Origin of the sequence: Staphylococcus durrellii (assembly GCF_015594545.1) — a bacterium.
In the GTDB taxonomy this organism is placed as follows: domain Bacteria; phylum Bacillota; class Bacilli; order Staphylococcales; family Staphylococcaceae; genus Staphylococcus; species Staphylococcus durrellii.
In genome coordinates, this window is the sequence record NZ_JADIIO010000001.1 from 1,221,622 (window position 1) to 1,247,926 (window position 26,305).

Annotated in this window: 26 protein-coding genes; 24 read left to right on the forward strand and 2 right to left on the reverse strand. The window is 32.6% G+C overall.

Annotated elements, in window-relative coordinates; genetic code table 11:
- Position 1: 1 nt before the first annotated feature.
- Positions 2 to 976 (forward strand): DNA polymerase III subunit delta, encoded by a 975-nt coding sequence (gene holA / locus ISP02_RS05940; RefSeq protein ID WP_195720668.1) that lies wholly within the window; start codon positions 2 to 4, stop codon positions 974 to 976.
- 44 nt (positions 977 to 1,020) lie between these two features.
- Here holA and rpsT read toward each other — a convergent pair whose 3' ends face one another.
- Complete coding sequence (gene rpsT / locus ISP02_RS05945; protein ID WP_195720669.1) at positions 1,021 to 1,272, reverse strand: 30S ribosomal protein S20; 252 nt, start codon at positions 1,270 to 1,272, stop codon at positions 1,021 to 1,023.
- 300 nt (positions 1,273 to 1,572) lie between these two features.
- Here rpsT and lepA point away from each other — a divergent pair, with 300 nt between their 5' ends.
- From lepA to recO, 19 genes are all read left to right on the forward strand, one after another.
- Positions 1,573 to 3,396 (forward strand): translation elongation factor 4, encoded by a 1,824-nt coding sequence (gene lepA, locus ISP02_RS05950; RefSeq protein WP_195720670.1) that lies wholly within the window; start codon positions 1,573 to 1,575, stop codon positions 3,394 to 3,396.
- Positions 3,397 to 3,573: 177 nt separating this feature from the next.
- Complete coding sequence (gene hemW / locus ISP02_RS05955; protein ID WP_195720671.1) at positions 3,574 to 4,698, forward strand: radical SAM family heme chaperone HemW; 1,125 nt, start codon at positions 3,574 to 3,576, stop codon at positions 4,696 to 4,698.
- A 100-nt stretch (positions 4,699 to 4,798) separates the two neighbouring features.
- Positions 4,799 to 5,779: a heat-inducible transcriptional repressor HrcA gene (gene hrcA, locus ISP02_RS05960; RefSeq protein ID WP_195720672.1), complete on the forward strand. Its 981-nt coding sequence runs from the start codon at positions 4,799 to 4,801 to the stop codon at positions 5,777 to 5,779.
- 25 nt (positions 5,780 to 5,804) lie between these two features.
- Positions 5,805 to 6,449 (forward strand): nucleotide exchange factor GrpE, encoded by a 645-nt coding sequence (gene grpE, locus ISP02_RS05965; RefSeq protein ID WP_195720673.1) that lies wholly within the window; start codon positions 5,805 to 5,807, stop codon positions 6,447 to 6,449.
- 51 nt (positions 6,450 to 6,500) lie between these two features.
- Complete coding sequence (dnaK, locus tag ISP02_RS05970) at positions 6,501 to 8,336, forward strand: molecular chaperone DnaK (protein WP_195720674.1); 1,836 nt, start codon at positions 6,501 to 6,503, stop codon at positions 8,334 to 8,336.
- A 147-nt stretch (positions 8,337 to 8,483) separates the two neighbouring features.
- Positions 8,484 to 9,617 carry a molecular chaperone DnaJ gene (gene dnaJ, locus ISP02_RS05975; protein ID WP_195720675.1) on the forward strand — a complete coding sequence of 378 codons (1,134 nt, stop codon included), beginning with the start codon at positions 8,484 to 8,486 and terminating at the stop codon, positions 9,615 to 9,617.
- 6 nt (positions 9,618 to 9,623) lie between these two features.
- On the forward strand, positions 9,624 to 10,562 hold the full coding sequence (gene prmA, locus ISP02_RS05980) for a 50S ribosomal protein L11 methyltransferase (RefSeq protein ID WP_195720676.1): 939 nt from the start codon (positions 9,624 to 9,626) through the stop codon (positions 10,560 to 10,562).
- A gap of 2 nt (positions 10,563 to 10,564) precedes the next feature.
- Positions 10,565 to 11,317: a 16S rRNA (uracil(1498)-N(3))-methyltransferase gene (locus ISP02_RS05985; protein ID WP_195720677.1), complete on the forward strand. Its 753-nt coding sequence runs from the start codon at positions 10,565 to 10,567 to the stop codon at positions 11,315 to 11,317.
- Between the two features lie 5 nt (positions 11,318 to 11,322).
- Positions 11,323 to 12,669, forward strand: coding sequence for a tRNA (N(6)-L-threonylcarbamoyladenosine(37)-C(2))-methylthiotransferase MtaB (gene mtaB, locus ISP02_RS05990; protein WP_195720678.1), 1,347 nt, complete (start codon positions 11,323 to 11,325; stop codon positions 12,667 to 12,669).
- 119 nt (positions 12,670 to 12,788) lie between these two features.
- On the forward strand, positions 12,789 to 12,965 hold the full coding sequence (gene rpsU / locus ISP02_RS05995; protein ID WP_002510503.1) for a 30S ribosomal protein S21: 177 nt from the start codon (positions 12,789 to 12,791) through the stop codon (positions 12,963 to 12,965).
- A gap of 242 nt (positions 12,966 to 13,207) precedes the next feature.
- Positions 13,208 to 13,876, forward strand: coding sequence for an NfeD family protein (locus tag ISP02_RS06000; RefSeq protein ID WP_195721837.1), 669 nt, complete (start codon positions 13,208 to 13,210; stop codon positions 13,874 to 13,876).
- Positions 13,877 to 13,897: 21 nt separating this feature from the next.
- A complete protein-coding gene (gene floA, locus ISP02_RS06005; protein WP_195720679.1) occupies positions 13,898 to 14,884 on the forward strand; it encodes a flotillin-like protein FloA in 987 nt (328 codons plus the stop codon).
- Between the two features lie 11 nt (positions 14,885 to 14,895).
- Complete coding sequence (locus ISP02_RS06010) at positions 14,896 to 15,540, forward strand: hypothetical protein (protein ID WP_195720680.1); 645 nt, start codon at positions 14,896 to 14,898, stop codon at positions 15,538 to 15,540.
- Between the two features lie 269 nt (positions 15,541 to 15,809).
- Positions 15,810 to 16,757 (forward strand): PhoH family protein, encoded by a 948-nt coding sequence (locus ISP02_RS06015; RefSeq protein ID WP_195720681.1) that lies wholly within the window; start codon positions 15,810 to 15,812, stop codon positions 16,755 to 16,757.
- A gap of 3 nt (positions 16,758 to 16,760) precedes the next feature.
- Positions 16,761 to 17,225 (forward strand): rRNA maturation RNase YbeY, encoded by a 465-nt coding sequence (gene ybeY, locus ISP02_RS06020; protein ID WP_195720682.1) that lies wholly within the window; start codon positions 16,761 to 16,763, stop codon positions 17,223 to 17,225.
- 4 nt (positions 17,226 to 17,229) lie between these two features.
- Positions 17,230 to 17,577, forward strand: coding sequence for a diacylglycerol kinase family protein (locus tag ISP02_RS06025; protein WP_195720683.1), 348 nt, complete (start codon positions 17,230 to 17,232; stop codon positions 17,575 to 17,577).
- A gap of 61 nt (positions 17,578 to 17,638) precedes the next feature.
- A complete protein-coding gene (gene cdd, locus ISP02_RS06030; protein ID WP_195720684.1) occupies positions 17,639 to 18,046 on the forward strand; it encodes a cytidine deaminase in 408 nt (135 codons plus the stop codon).
- Positions 18,046 to 18,942, forward strand: coding sequence for a GTPase Era (gene era / locus ISP02_RS06035; RefSeq protein ID WP_195720685.1), 897 nt, complete (start codon positions 18,046 to 18,048; stop codon positions 18,940 to 18,942). The genes cdd and era overlap by 1 nt, the downstream gene beginning before the upstream one ends.
- A 20-nt stretch (positions 18,943 to 18,962) precedes the next feature.
- Positions 18,963 to 19,718 (forward strand): DNA repair protein RecO, encoded by a 756-nt coding sequence (recO, locus tag ISP02_RS06040; RefSeq protein ID WP_195720686.1) that lies wholly within the window; start codon positions 18,963 to 18,965, stop codon positions 19,716 to 19,718.
- Between the two features lie 301 nt (positions 19,719 to 20,019).
- On the opposite strand, the gene ISP02_RS06045 is transcribed toward recO, so the two are convergent.
- Positions 20,020 to 21,411 carry a glycine--tRNA ligase gene (locus tag ISP02_RS06045; RefSeq protein ID WP_195720687.1) on the reverse strand — a complete coding sequence of 464 codons (1,392 nt, stop codon included), beginning with the start codon at positions 21,409 to 21,411 and terminating at the stop codon, positions 20,020 to 20,022.
- A gap of 346 nt (positions 21,412 to 21,757) precedes the next feature.
- On the opposite strand from ISP02_RS06045, the gene ISP02_RS06050 reads away from it, so the two are divergent.
- From ISP02_RS06050 to rpoD, 4 genes are all read left to right on the forward strand, one after another.
- The gene (locus ISP02_RS06050) at positions 21,758 to 22,381 is read left to right on the forward strand and encodes a helix-turn-helix transcriptional regulator (protein ID WP_195721838.1); all 624 of its coding nucleotides are present in this window, start codon (positions 21,758 to 21,760) and stop codon (positions 22,379 to 22,381) included.
- 11 nt (positions 22,382 to 22,392) lie between these two features.
- The gene (locus ISP02_RS06055) at positions 22,393 to 23,217 is read left to right on the forward strand and encodes a pyruvate, water dikinase regulatory protein (protein WP_195720688.1); all 825 of its coding nucleotides are present in this window, start codon (positions 22,393 to 22,395) and stop codon (positions 23,215 to 23,217) included.
- 45 nt (positions 23,218 to 23,262) lie between these two features.
- Positions 23,263 to 25,047, forward strand: a complete 1,785-nt coding sequence (gene dnaG, locus ISP02_RS06060) for a DNA primase (RefSeq protein ID WP_195720689.1) — start codon at positions 23,263 to 23,265, stop codon at positions 25,045 to 25,047.
- 138 nt (positions 25,048 to 25,185) lie between these two features.
- A complete protein-coding gene (rpoD, locus tag ISP02_RS06065; protein WP_195720690.1) occupies positions 25,186 to 26,292 on the forward strand; it encodes an RNA polymerase sigma factor RpoD in 1,107 nt (368 codons plus the stop codon).
- The last annotated feature ends 13 nt before the right edge of the window (positions 26,293 to 26,305 follow it).

The window sequence follows — 26,305 nt, forward strand, 5'->3', positions numbered from 1 at the left end:
AATGAGCGAGAATATTATTACTATATATGGGGAAGCACCTGAACTTATTGAGAAAAAAAGTAACGAAATTATAGCTAAATACCTTAATGAACCAAAGGATGATTTCAATTTCATCAAATTTAATTTGTATGAAACTGAGATTGCTCCTATCATTGAAGAATCGTTAACAATGCCATTGTTTTCTGATAAGAAGGTAGTGTTAGTACAAAATACATATATATTTACTGGTGAAAAACCACCAAAAGATATAAATCATAATATGGATCAATTACTTGAATTTATTAGCAAGTATGATGGGGAAAGTTTAATTATTTTTGAAGTTTATCAACCTAAACTTGATGAAAGAAAAAAATTAGTCAAACAACTTAAAACTAATACACAGCTCAAAAAAATAGAGCAAATGTCTGAAGAGGATATTAAAAATTGGATTAAACAAAACCTTCACGAAGAATATAAAGATATTAAGCAAGACGCATTAAATTTATTTATTGAATTAACAGGGGTAAACTTTAATGCAGTTAAACAAGAATTAGGAAAACTCATTTTATTTTTAGGTGATAGAGTTACGATAAATAGGCAAGATGTTGCACAAATCGTTAACAGAAGTCTAGAACAAAATGTATTTCTTTTGACTGAATATATTCAAAAAAATAAAAAGCAAAAAGCTGTACAATTAGTTAAAGATTTAATCGTTATGAAAGAAGAACCGATTAAATTATTGGCTTTAATTACTAGCAATTATAGATTGTATTACCAAAGTAAAATTTTGAGTCAAAAGGGATACAGTGGTCAACAGATTGCTAAGACTATTAATGTACATCCATATCGTGTTAAATTAGCTCTTAATCACGCTCGCCAATATCATATAGATGATTTATTGAATATTATTAATAGTTGTGCAGAAACTGACTATAAGTTAAAGTCTTCATACATGGACAAAGATCTCATTTTAGAATTATTTATTTTGTCTTTATAAAAAATAGATATAAAAAAAGTTCAAGCTTATGCTTGAACTTTTAATTATTTAGCAGCTGTCATTAAAGATGATTTAATACGATCAGCTTTGTTTGAGTGGATTAAGTTGCGTTGAGCAGCTTTATCTACTTTTTTGATTGCAAAGTTTACTAATTCAGATTTGTTATCAGCGTTAGTTTCAATTGCTGATTTTGCTCTTTTAACTGCTGTACGCATTTCTGATTTTTGAGTAACGTTTTGTGTTTCAGCAGATTGTGTTGTTTTAACACGTTTTACTGCAGATTTAATGTTTGGCATGAGTGTCACCTCCTAAAAGTGAGCTTAGCTATCAAATTTTATTTGATTACAACAAAAAATATTTTATCAAATCAGTAACCTTTCTGCAATCATTTATTTAATGATAGTAACTTTATTTTTGAAATAAAAATAATAATTGGAAACTCTGACAAATATCTTTATAATGAATATGTTACACATATTATCATTATAAATACAAGTTTTTCAATGAGGTTTGCATTTATAATGTAAAAACGTTATTCTGACAAAGATGTTTTACATATATAAGGGTTAGAATTATGAAAGCGAGAATGATAATAAATGGATAAACAAGAAAGATTCAATAGACGTAAAAATATTAGAAACTTTTCTATTATCGCACATATCGACCACGGAAAGTCTACTTTAGCCGATAGAATTCTTGAAAATACAAAATCTGTAGAAACAAGAGATATGCAAAATCAGTTATTAGATTCAATGGACTTGGAAAGAGAACGCGGTATAACTATAAAATTAAACGCAGTACGATTAAAATATGATGCTAAAGATGGTGAAACATATACTTTCCATTTAATTGACACTCCGGGACACGTCGATTTTACATACGAAGTGTCTAGATCTTTAGCTGCTTGTGAAGGTGCAATACTCGTAGTAGATGCTGCGCAAGGTATAGAGGCCCAAACACTTGCAAATGTATACTTAGCTCTTGATAATGACTTGGAGTTATTACCTGTAGTTAATAAAATCGATCTACCAGCGGCAGAACCTGAAAGAGTTAAACAAGAATTGGAAGATGTAATAGGCATCGATCAAGATGAAGTTGTACTGGCTAGTGCTAAATCAAATATCGGTATCGAAGAAATATTAGAACAAATTGTGGAAACAGTACCTCCACCTGAAGGTGATCCTGAAGCTCCTTTAAAAGCACTTATTTTTGATTCTGAATACGATCCATATCGTGGTGTAATATCATCGATTAGAGTCGTAGAAGGCGTCGTCAAAGCCGGAGATCGTATTAAAATGATGGCTACAGGCAAAACGTTTGAAGTTACTGAAGTAGGTATCAATACACCAAAGCAATTACCAGTAGACGAATTAACAGTCGGAGATGTTGGGTACATTATTGCTAGTATTAAAAATGTAGATGACTCACGTGTAGGGGATACAATCACACACGAAAGTCGTCCAGCCGAAGAACCATTACAAGGTTATAAAAAAATGAATCCAATGGTATTTTGTGGTTTATTCCCAATTGATAATAAAGATTACAATGATTTAAGAGAAGCTTTAGAAAAATTACAATTAAACGACGCTTCTTTAGAGTTTGAACCTGAATCTTCACAAGCGCTAGGATTTGGTTATAGAACTGGTTTTTTAGGCATGTTACACATGGAAATCATACAAGAACGTATAGAAAGAGAGTTCGGTATTGATTTAATTGCTACTGCTCCTTCGGTTATATATCAGTGTGATTTAAAAACGGGTGAAACAGTTTCAGTAGATAATCCTGCACAAATGCCTGAACGTGATCGTATTGAGAAAATATTCGAACCATATGTAAGAGCGACTATGATGGTCCCGAATGATTATGTTGGTGCAGTAATGGAATTATGCCAACGTAAACGTGGTAATTTCGTAAATATGGATTATTTAGATGATATACGTGTAAGTATCGTTTATGAAATACCATTAGCAGAAGTTGTGTTCGATTTCTTCGATCAATTAAAATCTAACACAAAAGGTTACGCCTCATTTGATTATGAATTCATTGAAAATCAGGAAAGTGACTTGGTAAAAATGGACATCTTACTGAATGGCGAAAAAGTAGATGCTTTAAGCTTTATTGTGCATAAAGATTTCGCATATGAACGAGGCAAGGCATTAGTGGAGAAACTAAAAACATTAATACCACGTCAACAATTTGAAGTACCAGTACAAGCAGCTATAGGACAAAAAATTGTTGCCCGTACCAACATTAAATCTATGGGTAAAAATGTATTATCAAAATGTTATGGTGGCGACATCAGTCGTAAGCGTAAATTATTAGAGAAACAAAAAGCTGGTAAAGCTAAAATGAAATCTGTAGGGAATGTAGAGATACCACAAGATGCTTTCTTAGCAGTTCTAAAAATGGACGAAGAATAATAAGTAATTTTAAAATGTGATGCATAAATAGCGAATTAATATTTATTTTATATGTTAATAAAAAATGTTCAGTTTTTTAGATAACCCTTGCGGGGGTGGGATTAGTAAATTATTATAATTGCTGACCCACTCCCTGATTTATGTTAAAAATTATTTATAACTAGAGGAGGTGTCCAAATGAAAGTAAAAAGTGCTTATATACATATCCCTTTTTGTGTAAAAATTTGTACTTACTGTGATTTTAATAAGTATTTTATACAGAACCAACCTGTCGATCAATACTTAGATTGCTTAATAGAAGAAATGTCTATGAGTGAGACGAGGGAATTACAAACGATGTTTGTTGGTGGGGGGACACCTACTGCTTTAAGCGTGCCTCAGTTAGAAAAATTATTGATTGCTATAAATAAGATTTTTATTATTTCTGGGGAATATAGCTTTGAGGCAAATCCTGATGAACTAACAATAGAAAAGTTAAAATTATTAAAACGTTATGGTGTAAATCGATTATCTATGGGTGTTCAGACGTTTGATCCAAAATTATTAGAGATTCTTGGTAGAAGTCATAAAACTGAAGATATATATGCCGCTGTCAAAAACGCAAGAACTGTCGGCTTTGAATCGATTAGTTTAGATTTAATGTATCATTTACCTCAACAATCATTCGAAGACTTTCAAAAAAGCTTAAATTTGGCATTAGAATTAGATATAGACCATATTTCTAGTTACGGACTTATTTTAGAACCACAAACTCAATTTTATAACATGTATAGAAAAGGTAAGTTATCAATGCCGAATGAAGATGTAGGAGAGGAAATGTACCAATACCTAATAACAAGAATGAATAATAGCACAATGCATCAATACGAATTATCTAATTTTGGTAAAATTGGTCATGAATCAGAACACAATAAAGTTTATTGGAAAAATGAAGGCTATTATGGATTTGGTGCTGGTGCTAGCGGGTATGTCGATGGAGAGCGTTATACAAATGTAAACCCAGTGAATCATTATATTAAAAAAATCAAAAGTAATGAACGACCAATTTTGCATTCTACGAAACCAACTAAAAATGAACAAATGGAAGAAGAAATGTTTTTAGGTTTAAGAATGAATGAAGGCGTTAGTATTTCTCGTTTTTATCAAAAGTTCAATATTTCTATAAATGAGGTCTTTGGTCAAACACTTTCAGACTTAATGGAGAAGGAATTAATCAAAAAAAGTGAAGATTATTATTCATTAACAGAGCGTGGTAAAGTCATTGGTAACGAGGTTTTTGAAGCGTTTTTATTGAGCGTCTAAAATTTTATTAATTTTCAATGCTTTAACATTGACTTACTTTGACCAATTTGATAAATTATACTTAGCACTTGAAACAAATGAGTGCTAATGAGGTGAAAACATGATTACTCATAGACAATTGAGCATCTTAAATGCCATTGTTGAAGATTATGTCGATACTGACCAGCCAGTTGGTTCAAAGTCTTTGATAGAGCGACATAATTTAAATGTTAGCCCTGCTACTATTAGAAATGAGATGAAACTATTGGAGTCTCTAAACTTAATAGAAAAGACACATACGTCTTCGGGAAGATCTCCTTCCGAACTAGGGTTTAGATATTATGTAGATCAATTATTAAATCAAACATCTCATCAACATCAAAAAAAGATCCAACGTATTAAAGAAATATTAATAGCACATCAATATAATATTTCTACTGCATTAGACGCTTTTGCAAATGAATTGTCTATTGCTTCTCAATATACAACGTTGGTTATGAGTCCAAATCATAAGCAGGATATTATAAATAATATTCACTTAGTACGTGCTAATGATTATTTAGTAGTAATGATTGTGGTGTTTACTTCAGGTCATGTTGAACATTTACATTTAGCAACTCAAAGTCGTTTAGACAATGGTGAGCTAAACAAAATTTCAAATTTTGTAACTGCTAAATACAACGAGTTGTCGACATATCACTTCGAAAATGATTTGAATTCATTTACACAATCAGTAAATGAACGGAAATTCGTTAGGGATATGCTTGAGACATTACAATTACATTTTGATAATCAAAGTAATGGCATTTTTATGGGCGGAAAGGTTAAACTAATTGATGCGTTGAATGAAACAAACGTCTCATCAATACAACCAATTTTACAATATATTGAGTCGAATAAAATAAATGACTTACTCAATGAAATGTCAAATACATCAATTAATGTGAAAATTGGACATGAAATTGATGAAGGTTTAAGTGATATTTCTATCGTTTCAAGTGATTATCACATTGACGATAGATTGAAAGGTAAGATTGCGGTAATTGGACCTACCGCTATGAATTATCAAAATGTAATACATTTACTAAATAAGATTTGGTAATTAATTTTGTATTGGAGGGCAGGAAATGACTGAGAATAATGAAACAGTAAGCAACAACCAAGAAACTGAAGAACAAATTTCTCAAAAGGCAAACCAAAATCATGAAAATGATAATGCCGACAATGTTGCTGAAGAACAAACACAAAATGCGAATGACGACCTGCAAAATAACGACACAGATGTTACATCTGATAACGAAGAAGCACAGGTCGATCCTAAAGACGCAGAAATTGAAAATCTTCAAAATGAAGTTCAGCAAAACGAAGAAAAATATTTGCGTTTATATGCTGAATTTGAAAATTACAAACGTAGAATTCAAAAAGAAAATCAAACAATGAAAGAATATCAAGCACAAAGTGTGCTAAATGATATTTTACCAACAATTGATAACATTGAACGTGCTTTACAAATCGAAGGTGAAGATGAACAATTTGTTTCACTTAAAAAAGGTGTGCAAATGGTTTATGATAGCCTTTTAAAAGCACTTCAAGATAACGGCCTTGAAAAGATTGAATCAGAAGGTCATCAATTTGATCCTAACTTTCACCAAGCAGTAATGCAAGATAACAACGAAGAATTTGAATCGGGTCAAATCACTCAAGAATTACAAACAGGATATAAACTAAAAGAACGTGTACTTAGACCTTCAATGGTTAAAGTAAATGAATAAAATTAAATTACAAGATAAAGACATTATATAACTAACAGGAGGAATTTTTTTATGAGTAAAGTAATAGGTATTGACTTAGGTACAACAAATTCATGTGTTGCTGTATTAGAAGGTGACGAACCTAAAGTAATTCAAAATCCAGAAGGTGCTAGAACAACACCATCAGTAGTTGCTTTCAAAAATGACGAAACTCAAGTTGGTGAAGTAGCAAAAAGACAAGCAATCACTAACGCAAACACTGTTCAATCAATCAAACGTCATATGGGCACTGACTACAAAGTTGATGTAGAAGGTAAATCTTATACGCCTCAAGAAATTTCAGCTATGATTTTACAAAACCTTAAAAAAACAGCAGAAGATTATTTAGGTGACACTGTAGATAAAGCAGTTGTAACTGTACCAGCATATTTTAATGATGCTGAACGACAAGCTACAAAAGACGCTGGTAAAATTGCTGGTTTACAAGTAGAACGTATCATTAACGAACCTACTGCAGCAGCATTAGCTTATGGTTTAGATAAAACTGAAAGTGACCAAAAAGTATTGGTATTCGACCTTGGCGGTGGTACTTTTGACGTTTCTATCCTAGAATTAGGTGACGGCGTATTTGAAGTACTATCTACTTCAGGTGACAACAAACTTGGCGGGGATGACTTTGACCAAGTAATCATTGATTATCTAGTTTCAGAGTTCAAAAAAGAAAATGGCGTAGACTTAAGTCAAGATAAAATGGCGTTACAACGTCTTAAAGATGCTGCTGAAAAAGCTAAAAAAGATTTATCAGGTGTATCTCAAACACAAATTTCTCTACCATTCATTTCAGCTGGAGAAAGTGGTCCTTTACACTTAGAAATCAACTTAACTCGTTCTAAATTCGAAGAGCTAGCTGATAGCTTAATTAGAAGAACTATGGAACCAACTCGTCAAGCAATGAAAGACGCTGGTTTATCAAGTTCTGACATTGACGAAGTTATCTTAGTAGGTGGTTCAACAAGAATACCTGCAGTTCAAGAAGCTGTTAAAAAAGAAATTAACAAAGAACCACATAAAGGTGTTAACCCTGACGAAGTTGTAGCTATGGGTGCTGCAATCCAAGGTGGCGTAATCACTGGTGATGTTAAGGATGTAGTATTACTAGACGTAACACCACTTTCATTAGGTATTGAAATTATGGGTGGACGTATGAACACATTAATCGAAAGAAATACAACTATCCCAACATCAAAATCTCAAGTATATTCTACAGCAGCAGACAACCAACCAGCTGTAGATATCCATGTATTACAAGGTGAACGTCCAATGGCATCTGACAACAAAACATTGGGTAGATTCCAATTAACTGATATTCCACCAGCTCCACGTGGTGTACCTCAAATCGAAGTGACATTTGATATCGACAAAAACGGTATTGTTAATGTTACTGCAAAAGATTTAGGTACAAATAAAGAACAAAACATCACTATTCAATCAAGCAATACTTTATCAGACGATGAAATCGATCGTATGGTTAAAGATGCTGAGCAAAATGCTGAAGCAGACGAAAAACGCCGTGAAGAAAGTGACCTTAGAAATGAAGCTGATAGCTTAGTATTCCAAGTTGAAAAAACAATTACTGATTTAGGCGAAAACGTTTCTGAAGAAGATAAAACAAATGCTGAAGAGAAAAAAGATGCATTAAAATCAGCGCTTGAAGGTTCAGATCTTGAAGATATTAAAGCTAAAAAAGAAGAATTAGAAAAAGTAGTTCAAGACTTATCAGCTAAAGTATATCAACAAGCACAAGAACAAGCGCAAGCACAACAAGGTGAACAAGAACAAGCAAAAGATGATAATGTAGAAGATGCTGATTTTAAAGAAGTTAACAATGACGACGAACAACAAAAATAATTATACTATGCAACAAAAGTCGTAGTTAATTAAATAAGAAATCCAATTGCTTAGCCAAAATAAGTCAAAGTCAATTGCACATTGGCTTTGACTTTTCTTTTTAATTAGTTACAATTTTTAAATAATAATTAGAGGGAGAGATGAACTGTGGCCAAACGAGATTACTATGAGGTCTTAGGTGTAAGCAAAGACGCATCAAAAGACGATATTAAAAAAGCTTACCGCAAACTTTCTAAAAAATATCATCCAGATATTAATAACGAAGAAGGTGCAGACGAAAAGTTCAAAGAAATTTCTGAAGCCTATGAAGTGTTAGGTGATGAAAATAAAAGAGCTAATTATGATCAATTCGGTCATAGTGGACCACAAGGTGGTTTTGGTGGCCAAGGATTTGGTGGTCAAGACTTTAGTGGTTTCGGCGGTGGCGGATTTGAAGACATCTTTAGTTCATTCTTCGGTGGCGGCCGTCAAAGAGATCCAAATGCGCCTAGAAAAGGTGATGATTTACAATATACTATGACCGTAACATTTGATGAAGCTGTTTTTGGTACAGAAAAAGAAATTTCTATTAGAAAAGATGTTACTTGTCATACTTGTGATGGAGAAGGTGCAAAACCTGGATCTAAGAAAAAAACGTGTCACTATTGTAACGGTGCTGGTCATGTCTCAGTTGAACAAAACACTATTTTAGGTAGAGTTAGAACTGAAAAAGTTTGTCCAGTTTGTGAAGGATCAGGCCAAGAATTTGAGGAACCTTGTGAAACTTGCCATGGTAAAGGTACAGAAAATAAAACTGTTAAAATTTCAGTCACAGTACCAGAAGGCGTAGACAATGAACAGCAAATTAGATTAGCTGGTGAAGGTACTCCTGGTGAAAATGGAGGACCTCACGGTGACTTGTATGTTGTATTTAGAGTTAAACCTTCAGAAAAATTCGAGAGAATGGGCGATGACATTTATTACAGCTTAGATATCACGTTCCCACAAGCAGCTCTTGGTGACGAAATTAAAGTACCTACACTAAATAGTAGTGTAATGTTAACAGTACCTTCAGGAACTCAAACAGGTAAACAGTTTCGCTTAAAAGATAAAGGTATTAAAAATGTTCACGGTTACGGTTATGGAGATTTATTTGTAAATGTTAACGTGGTTACACCTACAAAAATCAACGAGCGTCAAACAGAATTGTTGAGAGAATTTGCCGAAATCAATGGAGAAGAATTATCTGAACAACCTTCAAATTTTAGAGATAAAGCTAAACGCTTCTTTAAAGGAGAATAGAATACTATGCAATGGACCGAAGTTTCCATAACAGTTAATCATGACGTAGCTTCTTTAGTTAGTAACATTTTAGAAGATCATGGGTCTAATGGTGTCGTTATCGAAGATTCCAATGATTTAATCCATGATTTTGAAGATAAGTTTGGTGAAATTTATAGTTTAAGTGATGAAGCTTATCCATCCACGGGTGTTAGACTTAAAGCTTACTTTAATGAAATGAAATATAACAATACTTTAAAAACCAATATTATAAATACTATAAAATCGTTAGAAGCTTTAGACAATGAAGTTTTTGATTATCAAGAAAATGTGATTCAAGAACAAGACTGGGAAAATGAATGGAAAAATTATTTTCATCCATTTAGAGCATCTAAACGCTTTACTATAGTACCAAGTTGGGAAGATTATCAAATAATTGATTCTGATGAATTATGTATTGAATTAGATCCTGGAATGGCTTTTGGTACAGGTGATCATCCAACAACCAATATGTGTTTGAAGGCTATTGAAACATACGTAACTGCAAACGACAGCGTGATTGATGTTGGAACTGGTTCAGGTATTTTAAGTATAGCTGCCTATTTACTAGGCGTAAATCGTATTAAAGCGTTAGACCTTGATGAGATGGCAGTAAAAGTAGCTATTGATAATTTTAAAAAGAATAACTGTGAAGATTCGATTGAAGCAGTACCAGGTAACTTGCTCACTGATGAAACAGAAAAATTTGATGTCGTTATCGCAAATATTTTAGCGCATATTATTGATGAAATGATTGAAGATGCTTATAATACTTTAAATGTAGACGGTTATTTCATTACTTCTGGTATAATTGAAGAGAAATACGAAGAAATAATCGATCATATGAAGCGTGTAGGATTTAAAATTATTTCAGTAAACCACGATAATAGTTGGGTCTGTATCGTGGGACAGAAAGTGAGCGAATAATTTTGCAAAGATATTTTTTAAATCAAAACGCTGATATTAATCAGCGTTTTTTTATTACTCAGAGTGATGATATACATCATATTACAAAAGTTATGCGTCATCAAAATGGTGATGATATAATAGTTACTTTTAACAATCAAATAGTCTATCAATGCGAAATTATTACTATTGATGATAATGCTATTGAAATCAACACAAAACAAAAGTTAGAGGTTAATACAGAACTACCTCAAACTATAACGATTTGTAGTGGACTTATAAAAGCTGATAAATATGAATGGTTATTACAGAAAGCTACAGAACTAGGTGCACATCAATTTATTGCTACGACAATGGATCGTTCTGTCGTTAAACTTAACGCTTCTAAGATCGAAAAGAAACTAGATAGATGGCAAAAAATTATCAAAGAAGCAGCAGAACAAAGTTATAGATTATTAATACCTAACTTGGAATATGTGTCGAATTTAAAAACTTTATGTGATAATATAGACCAATATGATTATGTACTTGTAGCATATGAAGATGCAGCAAAAAACGGTGAAACTAATAATTTCAAAACTTTATTACAGCGCTTTGAGCCTAATGCACGTGTGCTTGTCATTTTTGGACCAGAGGGTGGTTTTTCTGAAAATGAGATTGCACTGTTAGATAAGGTTGGGGAACAAATTGGTTTAGGACCAAGAATTTTACGGGCAGAAACTGCACCATTATATGTGTTAAGTGCGATAAGTTATCAAAAAGAATTATTGGGGTGATATTTATGTCCACAGTTGCATTTCATACTTTAGGTTGCAAAGTAAATCACTATGAGACAGAAGCAATTTGGCAATTATTTAAAGAAGCCGATTATGATAGAGTAGATTTTGAAACAAATGCGGATGTGTTTGTTATTAATACATGTACAGTAACAAACACTGGCGATAAAAAAAGTAGACAAGTTATACGCCGAGCTATCAGACAAAATCCAGAAGCAGTCGTGTGTGTGACTGGTTGTTACGCTCAGACTTCTCCGGCAGAAATAATGGAAATACCTGGTGTCGATATAGTTGTCGGTACGCAAGATCGTACTAAATTGATTGGTTACATAGAACAATATAAGCAAGAACGTCAACCAATTAATGGTGTTGGTAATATTATGAAAAATCGTACTTACGAAGAGTTAGAAGTTCCTTACTTTACAGATCGTACACGCGCTTCATTGAAAATACAGGAAGGGTGTAATAACTTTTGTACTTTCTGTATTATTCCTTGGGCAAGAGGTTTAATGCGTTCACGCGACCCGGAAAAAGTAGTAGAACAGGCAACTCAATTAGTTGAATCAGGATACAAAGAAATTGTATTAACTGGTATTCATACAGGTGGATATGGTCAAGATTTAAAAAATTACAATCTTGCACAACTTTTACGTGATTTAGAAACAATTAATAATTTAGAGCGAATTCGTATTTCTTCTATAGAAGCAAGTCAATTAACTGATGAAGTGATTAACGTTATTGCATCATCAAACAAAGTGGTTAGGCACTTACATATACCACTTCAATCTGGATCTGATTCAGTATTAAAGAGAATGAGACGTAAATATTCTATGGCACATTTCTCTGAGAGATTGACAAGATTACATGAAGCTTTACCTGGTTTAGCTGTTACTAGTGATGTTATCGTTGGTTTTCCTGGCGAAACAGCAGAAGAATTTCAAGAAACATTTGACTTTATTGTCGATCATCATTTCTCAGAATTACACGTATTTCCATATTCACCAAGAATTGGTACGCCAGCAGCAAGAATGGACGACCAAATTGACGAGAATATTAAAAATGAACGAGTACATCGTCTAATTAATTTAAGTGATCAACTTGCTAAAACATATGCTTCTAACTTTGAGAATGATGTATTAGAAGTGATTCCTGAAGAAGCCGGTACTGATAAAGGTTCATTAGTAGGATATGCAGATAATTACATGAAGATACAATTTAAAGGCGATGAGTCAATAATAGGTCAACTAGTGAAAGTAAAAATCACTAAAGCTGATTATCCAATCAATGAAGGTGAGTTACTTCGTGTCATTGACCATGCAACTAATAAGTCAGAACATAAAGTTTTAATATAAATTTGTAAATTTTACTAATTGACCGTTAAAGTTAGATATATTATACTAATTTATACATAGTTAAACTATGTATAATAAAGTTAAAAGTTTCGTTGATATTTGGAGGGAGGGAAATACAGATGTCTAAAACAGTAGTCCGTAAAAACGAATCACTTGAAGATGCGTTACGTCGATTCAAGCGTACTGTTTCTAAAAGCGGTACAATTCAAGAAGTGCGTAAACGCGAATTTTACGAGAAACCAAGTGTTAAACGTAAAAAGAAATCAGAAGCTGCACGTAAACGTAAATTCAAATAATTAATAGTTTCGTTGACTCCCTCAACAATATTAATTATAAATAGCAACCATAGTTGATATAATCAACTATGGTTTTTTATTACATTTAAATAATTAAGTAATTTTTTAAAATTGAAAATTATTAAAATTGTAAGATATGAATATCCCTTATCTGTATTAATGACTTACTGTTTATTGTATAATTAAGTAGAGAGCGGGGTGAAATTGTGAACTTATTATCTAATATACATACGTTGGGTTCTATGACCTCAATCCAAAGTCATAGTTGGTTAGACAACTTGGCTAATTTTATCGTAAGTCCAGTGATAGCTTTAATATTAACTTGTGTTATATTTTTAGGTCTTTTATATCAATTATATTCTAAAAAGATTAATATTATTGGTATTATTGCAACATTAGCAATGCTAATTTTCTTTTTAGGCTTTTTAATTAAAGGTGATGTCAATTTAATTACTGTAATTTTATTTAGTATTGGTATCTTATTCTTAATTATTGAACTATTTATAGTAGGGGCAGTAATTGGCATCATCGGTTTAACGTTAATAATATTTAGTATTATTACATTGGGCGATAATTTAGTTTTTATGATAGGTAATGTAGTAATAGCATTGATTTTAGCAATCGTCGAGTGGGTGATATTAGTGAAAATTTTCAAACGTAACATACCATTTTTAGATAAAGTTGTACTAAAAGATTCTACTAATGCTGAATCTGGTTACACATCTCATGATGACCGCTCTTATTTAGTTGGTGACACAGCCGTAACAATGACTGATTTAAGACCAGCTGGCATTATCTCGATCAATAATGAACGTATCGACGCAGTTTCAGATGGCTCATTTATTTTACGCAATAAAAATGTAAAAATTCTTGAAGTTGAAGGTACTCGTGTTGTTGTAAGAGAAATTTAAATATTTAAAGGAGAAAACATTATGCTAATTAGTATAGGTATTATCGTAGTAATTGTCATTATTGCATTATTAATATTGTTTTCATTTGTTCCTGTTGGGTTATGGATTTCTGCTATAGCTGCAGGAGTTAAAGTAGGTATCGGTACTCTAGTCGGAATGAGATTAAGAAGGGTATCGCCGAGAAAAGTTATTGCGCCATTAATTAAAGCGCATAAAGCAGGATTAAATCTAACTACAAATCAATTAGAGTCTCATTACCTAGCAGGTGGTAACGTTGATAGAGTAGTAGATGCTAATATCGCTGCGCAAAGAGCTGATATTAATTTACCATTTGAACGTGGTGCTGCTATCGACTTAGCTGGCCGTGATGTACTAGAAGCCGTTCAAATGTCTGTTAATCCAAAAGTTATCGAGACACCATTTATAGCTGGTGTAGCTATGAACGGTATCGAAGTAAAAGCAAAAGCCAGAATCACGGTCCGCGCCAATATCGCTAGATTAGTTGGTGGTGCTGGTGAAGAAACAATCATCGCACGTGTTGGTGAAGGTATCGTATCGACAATTGGTTCCAGTCAACACCATACTCAAGTATTAGAAAATCCTGATAATATATCTAAAACTGTATTAAGTAAAGGTTTAGACTCAGGTACAGCTTTTGAAATACTATCAATTGATATTGCCGATGTTGATATTAGTAAAAACATTGGTGCAGATTTACAAACTGAACAAGCACTTGCGGATAAGAATATAGCTCAAGCTAAAGCAGAAGAACGTAGAGCAATGGCAGTAGCTCAAGAACAAGAAATGAAAGCTAAAGTACAAGAAATGCGTTCTAAAGTTGTAGAAGCTGAAGCTGAAGTTCCTCTTGCGATGGCTGAAGCATTACGTTCAGGCAACATAGGTGTAGGAGATTATTACAACCTAAAAAATATTGAAGCAGATACTGGCATGCGTAATGCCATTAATAAACGTACTAACAACAATGAAGATGAATCACCAGACGAATAAGGGGTGATTAAATGAGTATAGGTATTATTATTTTTGCAATATCTGTGATAGTTACTATTATAGGTGCGGTAAAAGATAATAGTCATAAAGAAAGACAACAACAAACACCTAAAAAACGACAAGAAATGCAACAACCACGAGGAAAAGGTTTTCTTGAAAAACTTGAAGAAACATTCAATGAATTAGAAGGTCAAATGGAAAACAAACCTCCAGGTCAAACAACTAAAGAGCGCAATACTACAAATGTAGAACCTGAACCAGTTACTGAAACACGTGCTGAAAAAATGGAAACTACTACCGAATCTATGACTCCTGATGAAGATGGGGCTGCTCAAAAAGAAAAAGTGCGTGAAAGAAAGCAAGATGAAGAATTACAAAAAGAACTAGAAGATAGTGTATTTAATGATCTCGAAGATGTACGTAATGAAATTGATCGTGAAAAAGAGAAACAACTGCAATTAATGGAAAAACGTGCACGCGCAATCATTAATGATAAATACTTATCTGAAAGAACTAAACGTTTTCGTTTAAAACAACTTATCAATGCTAATTCAATGCATGTAAATGATACTAGTGATAATTTGCGTTTCGACAAAGATGAAGTCGTTAATGGTATTATTTGGTCAGAGATTCTAAGTAGACCTAAACAAATATAAAATAAACACTCTATCAACGTTAAATCAACTTGATAGAGTGTTTATTTATGTTACAGTAATTAAGGTTAATTGGTTATAATATTTATAATGCACATTAAAATAACTTATGAAAGTTACATGTTATAATATGAAGATACTCATAAAACACAGTTATTTTCTAACTTGTGTAGTGCCATTCTTATTATTGATAGACAATTTATGTTTATTATTTTAAAATTTAAAGAACCTAATTACTAATAAGATAAATTTATTTGCAAAGGAGCGCCTATATGCCTGGAATTATTTATATTGACGATATCAATGAAGCACAAGCACTTATCGGTAACAACGATGAGCATTTAGAAGCTATAGAAGAAGGTTTTGATGTCGTCGTACATGCTCGTGGCCAAGAAATAGCTGTTAAAGGAAACGTCTTGGAGCATGTTGAACAAGCTGAATCAGTATTAATCAATTTATTAAAAGTGATTCAACAAGGCATTAATATTACTTTAAAGGATGTCGAGTCAGCTATAAAGATGGCTCATAACAATACAATCAATCAATTAATAGATTTATACGAAGATGAAATTACTAAAGATGCCTTCGGTAAATCTATTCGTGCAAAAACGATGGGTCAAAGATTATACATTAACGCTATGAATAGAAATGACTTAGTATTTGGTATTGGTCCCGCGGGAACAGGTAAAACTTTCTTAGCCGTCGTATATGCAGCAAAGCAATTACGTAAAGGGAACGTTAAAAGAATCGTTTTAACAAGACCAGCAGTAGAGGCTGGAGAATCACTGGGTTTCTTACCAGGTGATTTAAAAGAAAAGGTAGATCCATACTTAAGACCATTATACGACGGTTTGAACACTGTGCTAGGTAGAGAACAATCGGCCCGTTTTATTGAACGTGGCATTATTGAAATCGCCCCTTTAGCATATATGCGTGGTAGAACTTTAGATGACGCATTTGTGATTTTAGATGAAGCACAAAACACAACACACGCTCAAATGAAAATGTTTTTAACTAGGTTGGGTTTTGGCTCTAAAATGGTCGTTACTGGAGACCCAACCCAAGTGGATTTACCGCCTGGTGCAAAAAGTGGCTTGAAAGAAGCTACGAAGAAATTAAATGATGTTAAAGGCATAAGTATTTTAAAACTTGATGCGAGTGATGTTGTACGTCACCCATTAGTTAACAAAATTATTGATAAATATGAAGGAGATGAATAGCCATTGTTCACTATAGATTTTAGCGATCATACTTCAGAAGTTAATGATGCATGGTTCACGCAAATTGATGATTTATTAACTTTTGCCAAAGAACAAGAAAATATTACTGATGAAGCAGAATTATCAATTACTTTTGTAGATAAAGATGAAATTCAAGAAATTAATAAAATGTACCGTGATAAAGATAAAATAACGGATGTTATATCTTTTGCATTTGAAGAAGAAGATGCAGAAATTATAGGTGCGGATATTCCAAGAGTACTTGGTGATATTATTATTTGTACTGATGTAGCTAAAGAACAAGCAAAACAATATGGACATTCATTTGAGAGAGAGCTTGGATTTTTAGCACTTCATGGATTTTTACATTTATTAGGTTATGATCATATTGAACAACACGATGAAAAAGTTATGTTTAGTAGACAAGATGAAATTCTAAATACCTATGGATTAACAAGAGATAAGTGATAGTATGGGCAGATTTAAACATGCATTTGCAGGTTTGTTTACACTGTTAAAAAAGGATCATAATTTTTTTGTTCATATTATTTGTGCAGTCTTAGTCATCATTTTAGGTTTAGCATTGCAACTTACACCCATTGAATGGGTAATTATCATAATTGCAATAGGTTTAGTACTCATATGTGAAGCCATAAATACAGCTATAGAATTTATCGTAGACTTAGTCACAGAATCTTATGCTACATATGCAAAGTATGCTAAAGATATTGGTGCATTTTCAGTATTAATAGCTTCAGTAGTAGCATTGTTATTAGGTTTAATAATTTTTATCCCTCACTTTATACATTTATTACAGTAATTGCTCAATATGTATTATACTTAAAATAAGTAGTGCAATATTTTGAGGGGGATGCTATTTTATGACATATAATAATGATTATTTCAATGAGGTAAGAAAGGCACAACAGAATGCTTATGTACCATACAGTAATTTTAAAGTAGGTTCTTACTTAAGAACTAAAGATGGCAATGTGTTTTATGGAGCTAATGTAGAAAATGCAGCATACCCAATGGCAATTTGCGCGGAACGTTCAAGTTTGGTAGCCGCTATCTCAAATGGTTATAAACCAGGAGACTTCGAATCAATTACTATTACTGTAGATGCTTCAGAACCATCATCACCGTGTGGTGCATGTAGACAAGTATTAAAAGAGCTTTGTGACGATGATATGCCAGTTTATATGACGAATCATAATGGTGATATGATTGAATCTACAGTAGATAAATTATTACCACTGGGTTTTTCAGGAAAGGATTTAAATAACTAATGGAACATAAATCAGGATTTGTATCAATTATTGGTAGACCTAATGTAGGGAAATCTACATTTGTAAATAGAGTTATTGGACATAAAATTGCGATCATGTCTGACAAAGCACAGACAACGCGTAATAAGATTCAAGGAGTTATGACAGAAGAAGATGCACAGATTATTTTTTTAGACACGCCTGGTATCCATAAACCAAAACACAAACTTGGTGATTATATGATGCGCGTAGCTAGAAATACATTGTCAGAAATAGATGCTATTATGTTTATGGTAAATGTAAACGAAGGTATTGGACGTGGCGATGAATTTATTATGGAAATGTTAAAATCAGTTAAGACACCAGTCTTTTTAGTATTAAATAAAATCGATTTAGTGCATCCAGATAAGCTGATGCCAATAATTGAAGAATATCAAACATATATGGACTTCACTGAAATCATACCTATGTCAGCATTAGAAGGACATAATGTAGAACACTTTTTAAGTGTACTTAAATCATACTTGCCTGAAGGGCCAAAATATTATCCAGATGATCAAATATCAGATCACCCTGAACAATTTGTAGTTGGTGAATTAATCAGAGAGAAAATATTACATTTAACAAGCGAAGAAATACCGCATGCTATAGGTGTAAATGTAGACCGTATGGTTAAAGAAGATGAAGATAAAGTGAGAATTGAGGCCACAATATTTGTTGAACGTGACTCACAAAAAGGTATTGTCATTGGTAAGGGCGGTAAAAAACTTAAAGAAGTTGGAAAACGTGCACGTCAAGATATCGAACGACTACTTGGTTCTAAGGTATATTTAGAATTATGGGTTAAAGTACAAAAAGATTGGCGAAATAAAGTCAACTTCATACGTCAAATGGGTTATGTAGAAGATCAAGATTAATAAAAGGATCGTGAACTAAGTTGTTAATCAAACAAAAAGGAATAGTGATTAATTCTATAGATTATGGCGAATCCGACAAAATAATTACAATCTTAAATGAACATGGTGCTAAGGTACCATTGATGGCTCGAAGGGTTAAAAAGAGTAAAAGTGGATTACAAGCTCATACACAACTATTTGTGTATGGGTTGTTTGTTTATTCAAAATGGAAGGGTATGGGCACTATAAGTTCTATAGACGTTATAGAACAAAATTACAATCTCAGATTAGATATTTATGAAAGTAGTTTTGCAAGTTTGTGTACAGAAGTCATAGACCGTGCAATAGAACCTGAAGATGTATCGAAAGAAAACTATGATTTATTACATTTTGTTTTAACTAAAATAAACGAAGGTGTATCGGCTCAACTTATGTCTGTCATTGTTTTAATAAAAAATATGACTAAGTTTGGTTTTAACGCAATTTTTGATAGATGCGTAATTACAGATAGTAAAGATCAATCTCAACTTGCTGCTTACAGTTTCAAATTTGATGGCGCTATTTCTACTAACGTAATGAATAGAGACCCTTATGCAGTTAGGATTTCTAACAAAACATTATATTTACTCACTTTATTACAACAAATGCCTATTTCTAAAATGAATTCATTGAATATCAACGCTGCAATCGTCGATGAAATGTCGGAACTTCTCATCATGTTATATCGTGAATATGCCGGTATGTTTTTCAAAAGCCAAAAGTTGATTAATCAACTGCATAGACTAGATAATCAGTAATAAGTAGCAGAAAACTATTTTAAATTTTAGTATCTTTTACTTACTAAAATAAAAAAAGAAATATGCTAGCGAACAGTTATTGCCAAAGTAATCATTAGTTATAGTGAATAAAAACATACTTTTTATTAAGTATTGATGACGAGCATCTTCAGAAGATAGAACAAAATCAGTTGAAAGCGCAGTCTTAGGAATCAAGTAATACACAATATTAACTATTAAAAGAGCCAATCAGCACGTTTATTAAACGCGCGATTGGCTCTTTTCTATGAGCATCTTGACCATAATTGATTAGACGTACTTATTAAAATTTAACTTTTTCAGCTAAGAATGATTCTAATTCATCGATTGGCATACGAATTTGTTCCATAGTATCTCTATCTCTGACAGTCACCTTTTGGTCTTCTAATGAATCGAAGTCGAAAGTAATACAATATGGCGTACCAATTTCGTCTTGACGACGGTAACGTTTACCAATTGATTGTGATTCATCAAAGTCAATTGAGAAATTAGCACTTAACTGTTCAAAGATCTTAATTGCTTCACTTGATAATTTTTTACTTAATGGTAATACTGCCGCTTTGTATGGTGCTAGGGCAGGATGGAAATGTAATACGGTTCTAGCATCTTTACTACCTTCAACGCCTTCTTCATCATAAGCATCACATAAGAACGCTAAAGTAACACGGTCAGCACCTAGTGATGGTTCTATACAATATGGAATATATTTTTCATTAGTTTCTTGTTCATGATAAGTGAAGTCTTCACCTGAGTGTTCACTATGTTTTTTCAAATCAAAGTCAGTACGACTAGCAATACCCCATAGTTCACCCCAACCAAATGGGAAACGATATTCAATGTCTGTTGTAGCATTAGAATAGTGAGACAATTCATCGGCATCATGATCTCTTAAACGTGTATTATTTTCACTTAAACCAAGATCTTTTAACCATTGACTAGCAAAAGTTTTCCAATAGTTTTGCCATTCAATTTCTTCACCAGGCTTACAGAAAAATTCTAATTCCATTTGTTCAAATTCACGTGTACGGAAAATAAAGTTACCAGGCGTGATTTCGTTACGGAAAGATTTACCAACTTGACCGATACCAAATGGTAACTTCTTACGCATTGTACGTTGTACATTTTTGTAGTTAACGAAAATACCTTGTGCAGTTTCAGGTCTTAAGAATAATTCATTTGTTGAATCTTCGGTAACGCCTTGGAAAGTTTTAAACATTAAGTTGAATTGGCGAATATCAGTCCAGTTAGCAGTACCACTTACAGGACATACGATACCTTCTTCATCAATAATTTGTTTCATTTCATCAAAGCTTAAACCATCAGCAACAAAATTCTCATCGCCTTTTTCATTTAACATGTAATCTTCAATGATTTTATCCGCACGATATCTAATTTTACTATCCTTATTATCAATCATTGGGTCATTAAAGTTACCTAAATGTCCTGAAGCTTCCCAAGTTTTAGGGTTCATTAAGATTGCAGCATCGATACCGACATTATAAGGTGATTGCGTAATGAACTTTTGCCACCATGCTTTTTTTACGTTATTTTTTAATTCAACACCAAGTGGACCGTAATCCCATGTGTTAGATAGTCCCCCATAAATTTCACTACCAGGGAATACAAAGCCTCTATGCTTTGCTAATTGAACTACAGTATCCATATCTTTTGTCATTTACAATTGCACTCCTTTTTTACATAAAAACGTCCCAAGACAACGAAAAATAAACATACTTCATCGTTATCTTGGGACGAGTTATTCTTTAATCACATTAAATGTGCTTAATATTATGATTTTAACCCGCGGTTCCACCCAATTTAGTGTAGTCACTCGCTTTTAATTTGATTCATTAATTTATATATTTATGCCAAAATATAGACGCTAAGCTCTCACTATCCTTAACTCGCTGACAATCTATATTTTAATCTATAGGTAATCTATAAGCAAGTAATTATATGTATTTGTAGCATGAGTTAAATCAATGTATAATTAAACTGTATGAATAAAGGGGTGAATCACTATAGAACTGAGTAAAAGACAACAGCAAATCGTTGAGATTGTAAAAAATAATGGCCCGATTACGGGCGAACATATTGCAGAGCGTTTAAAATTAACTCGAGCGACGCTAAGACCTGATTTAGCTATTTTGACGATGTCAGGCATTTTAGAAGCTAGACCTCGCGTTGGTTATTATTATCCCGGAAAGCCTAAAAACAAATTAATATCTGACCAATTAAAAAAATATGTCGTCAAAGATTACTCATCACATCCAGTTGTCGTTAAAAGTGAAATGACTGTATATGACGCAATTTGTACAATATTCCTTGAAGATGTAAGTACATTATTTGTTATTAATGAACAAGGAGATTTTATTGGTGTATGTTCTAGAAAAGATTTATTAAGAGCATCAATGATAGGTGAAGATATACATACAATGCCAGTCAACATTATTATGACGCGTATGCCAAATCTAAATTATATTCTAGAAAATGAACGCGTAATATACGCAGCAAATTTAATGATAGAAAAAGAAATAGATTCCTTACCTATTGTTAGCAAAAAAGACAATGGTAACTTTGAAGTTAAAGGTAGAATTTCTAAAACAACAATCACTAAAATTTTTGTGTCATTATTTAACGAATAGGTGGTATTAATATGGAAAAAATCAATTTAATAGTTGCTTCTGACTCTGTAGGCGAAACAGCCGAATTGGTAGCGAGAGCGTGTATCTCACAATTTAATCCCAATCAATGTGAACACGAAATTATACGGTATCCATATATAGAAGCATTAGAAAACGTAGATGAAGTAATTCAAGTCGCATTAGATACACAAGCGATTGTAATATATACACTTGTTAAGCCTGAAATCAGAAAATATATGGAAACTAAAGTCAATGATTTAAATATTCAATCAGTCGATATAATGGGGCCCCTAATGAATATTTTATTGGACAGAATAGATGAACAACCGTACTTCGAACCTGGGTTAGTTCATAGATTAGACGAAGCATACTTCAAGAAAATAGACGCGATAGAATTTGCGGTTAAATACGATGACGGTAAAGATCCTAAAGGTTTGGCTAATGCGGATATTGTTCTTTTAGGTATCTCGCGAACATCTAAAACGCCATTATCTCAATATTTAGCACATAAAAGTTATAAAGTAATGAATATACCGATTGTCCCTGAAGTTACACCGCCAGACAATTTATTTGAAACTGACCCATCTAAATGTATTGCATTGAAGATTAGTGAAGAAAAGTTGAATAGAATCCGAAAAGAACGTTTACGTCAACTCGGGTTAGGAGATAGTGCTAGATATGCAACCGAACAACGTATCAAAGAAGAATTAGAATACTTTCATGATTTAATTGATAAAATTGGTTGCCCGGTAATTGACGTTTCGGATAAAGCTATTGAAGAAACTGCAAATGATATTATCAGCATCATTGAGCAAAATAATTTCAAAAAGGATTAAAAACATTTATAATTATATAATTAATGTTTAATTAGGTGATAAACTTTGCGAATCGAACAATCTGTTATTGATGATATTAAAAATAAGACTGACATTTTAGATTTAGTTAGCGAATATGTCAAATTAGAAAAAAGAGGACGCAATTATATCGGTTTGTGTCCTTTTCACGATGAAAAAACACCTTCATTCACTGTATCTGAAGATAAACAAATTTGTCATTGTTTTGGGTGTAAAAAGGGTGGTAATGTTTTTCAATTTATACAAGAAATTAAAGACATTTCATTTACTGAGGCTGTTCAAGAATTAGGGGCTCGCGTCAATATTACCGTTAACGCGCAGCAAGAAAATCAGAATCAAAATAGTAGCCATCAAATGGCGTCAAGTGATTTGAAAATGATAGAAATGCATGAATTAATGCAACAATACTATCATTATGCCCTGAAAAAATCCGTCGAAGGTGAAACCGCATTATCCTACTTAAAAGATAGAGGTTTTACCGATGAATTAATCGATGCACGTAAAATTGGATATGCTCCTAATAACTCTCACTTTTGTCATGACTTTCTTGAGAAAAAAGGTTATGACACCCAACTTGCATATGAAGCCGGTTTGCTATCTAGAAACGAAGAAAACTTCAGTTATTACGACCGATTCAGAGATAGAATTATGTTTCCACTAACTAATTCACAAGGTAGGACTGTTGGATATTCTGGCCGTACTTATACAAATCAAGAACCGAAATATTTAAACTCACCAGAAACCCCAATATTTCAAAAAAGAAGATTATTGTATAATGTAGATTTAGCGCGAAAAGCAATCAGAAAAAATGATGAAGCTATATTATTAGAAGGATTCATGGATGTAATTAAAGCCGACAAAGCTGGACTTAAGCAAGTTATTGCTAGCATGGGTACCCAATTGTCACAGGACCATATTACATTTTTAAAAAAATTAACTAATAATATTACTTTAATGTTTGATGGCGACTTCGCTGGTAGTGAAGCCACTTTAAAAACAGGAAATAATTTATTGAAACAAGGATTTAATGTTTTTGTGGTTCAATTACCAAAAGATATGGATCCTGATGAGTATATTGGTAAACACGGGGAACAAGCATTTAATCATTATGTAGAACATGAAAAGAAAGCTTTTATTCTATATAAAGTAAATATGCACCAGGACGAAATTGAAAATAACGATTTAGCATACGAAAAATATCTCAAAGAAATTACGAATGATATTTCATATATGTCTTCTACAATTTTGCGTAAAAAAGTAATTCAAGATGTTTCAGAAGTGTTCAAAGTCAATTTAGATAGTCTAAACGATGAAATAGATAGTCAACATTCATATCATCAAATTCAATCCTATCAAGCGCCTTCTGTACCTCAATTTACTAATTTGTCTAAAGAACAAAAAGCTGAACGCGCTTTGCTCAAACACTTCATGAATGATAAGGATACATTTTTAAATTATCATAAGTTAATTGAACTAGAAGACTTTACAAATGAGTTTTTTAAGCGTATATTTAATACTTTACGCGAGTTTTATGCAGAGAATGATTCATTTAGTATTAGTGATGTATTACAGTACATTGATATTTCGGAAATTAAAGAAGCATTTATATCATTAGATAACTTTATGATAAATGAAGAACCGTATGAAAACGAAATCGATGACTACATTAATACCATAACAAAATATAGAACTTCTGAAACACTAGAATCTCTTAATAATAAATTAATAGAGGCTACTCGATTAGGGGATCAAACTTTACAAAAACAATATTTAGAACAAATAGTAAACTTCAATAAAAATAGAATGAATTAATAGTTAAACATCATTGCATATTTGACTATTACGGGATTAACAATGTTTAATATATGTCTTATTTGGAAATGAGTAGTAGTAATAAGCGTACTTAGAAATTATTACTACTAGTTGATATTATATTCGGGAGGCCTTTTCATGTCTGACAATAAAGTTAAAGTAAAAAAACAAACCATCGACCCATCTCTAACTTTAGAAGATGTTAAAAAACAATTGATCGAAAAAGGTAAAAAAGAAGGTCATCTTAGCCATGAAGAAATAGCAGAAAAACTGCAAAATTTTGAAATGGATCCAGACAATATGGATGACTTTTTTGATCAACTAAACGATAACGATATTAGTTTAGTGAATGAAAAAGATAGTTCAGATACTGATGATAAAATTAATCCAAACGATTTAAGTGCGCCTCCAGGTGTTAAAATTAACGACCCAGTGCGTATGTATTTAAAAGAAATTGGACGCGTTAATTTATTAAGTGCACAAGAAGAAATTGAATTGGCTAAAAAAATTGAACAAGGCGATGAAATAGCTAAATCTAGGTTAGCAGAAGCAAACTTACGACTTGTAGTTAGTATTGCTAAAAGATATGTAGGTCGCGGCATGTTATTCTTAGACTTAATCCAAGAAGGTAACATGGGTCTTATTAAAGCAGTAGAAAAATTTGACTTTAGTAAAGGATTCAAATTTTCAACTTATGCTACATGGTGGATCAGACAAGCAATCACTCGTGCGATTGCTGACCAAGCAAGAACAATACGTATACCAGTTCATATGGTTGAGACTATTAATAAGCTTATACGCGTACAAAGACAATTACTACAAGACTTAGGTAGAGATCCAGCACCAGAAGAAATTGGTGAAGAAATGGATTTGCCACCTGAAAAAGTACGTGAAATCTTAAAAATAGCACAAGAACCAGTATCATTAGAAACGCCTATTGGTGAAGAGGACGATAGTCACTTAGGCGATTTTATTGAAGACCAAGAAGCACAAAGTCCTTCAGACCACGCTGCTTATGAATTATTAAAAGAGCAATTAGAAGACGTACTTGATACGCTTACTGACCGAGAAGAAAACGTCTTGAGATTACGGTTTGGGCTTGATGATGGTAGAACGCGTACCCTTGAAGAAGTAGGTAAAGTCTTCGGCGTTACAAGAGAACGTATAAGACAAATCGAGGCTAAAGCATTGAGAAAATTGAGACATCCAAGTAGAAGTAAACGTCTTAAAGACTTTATGGATTAATTATTGGGCTCTT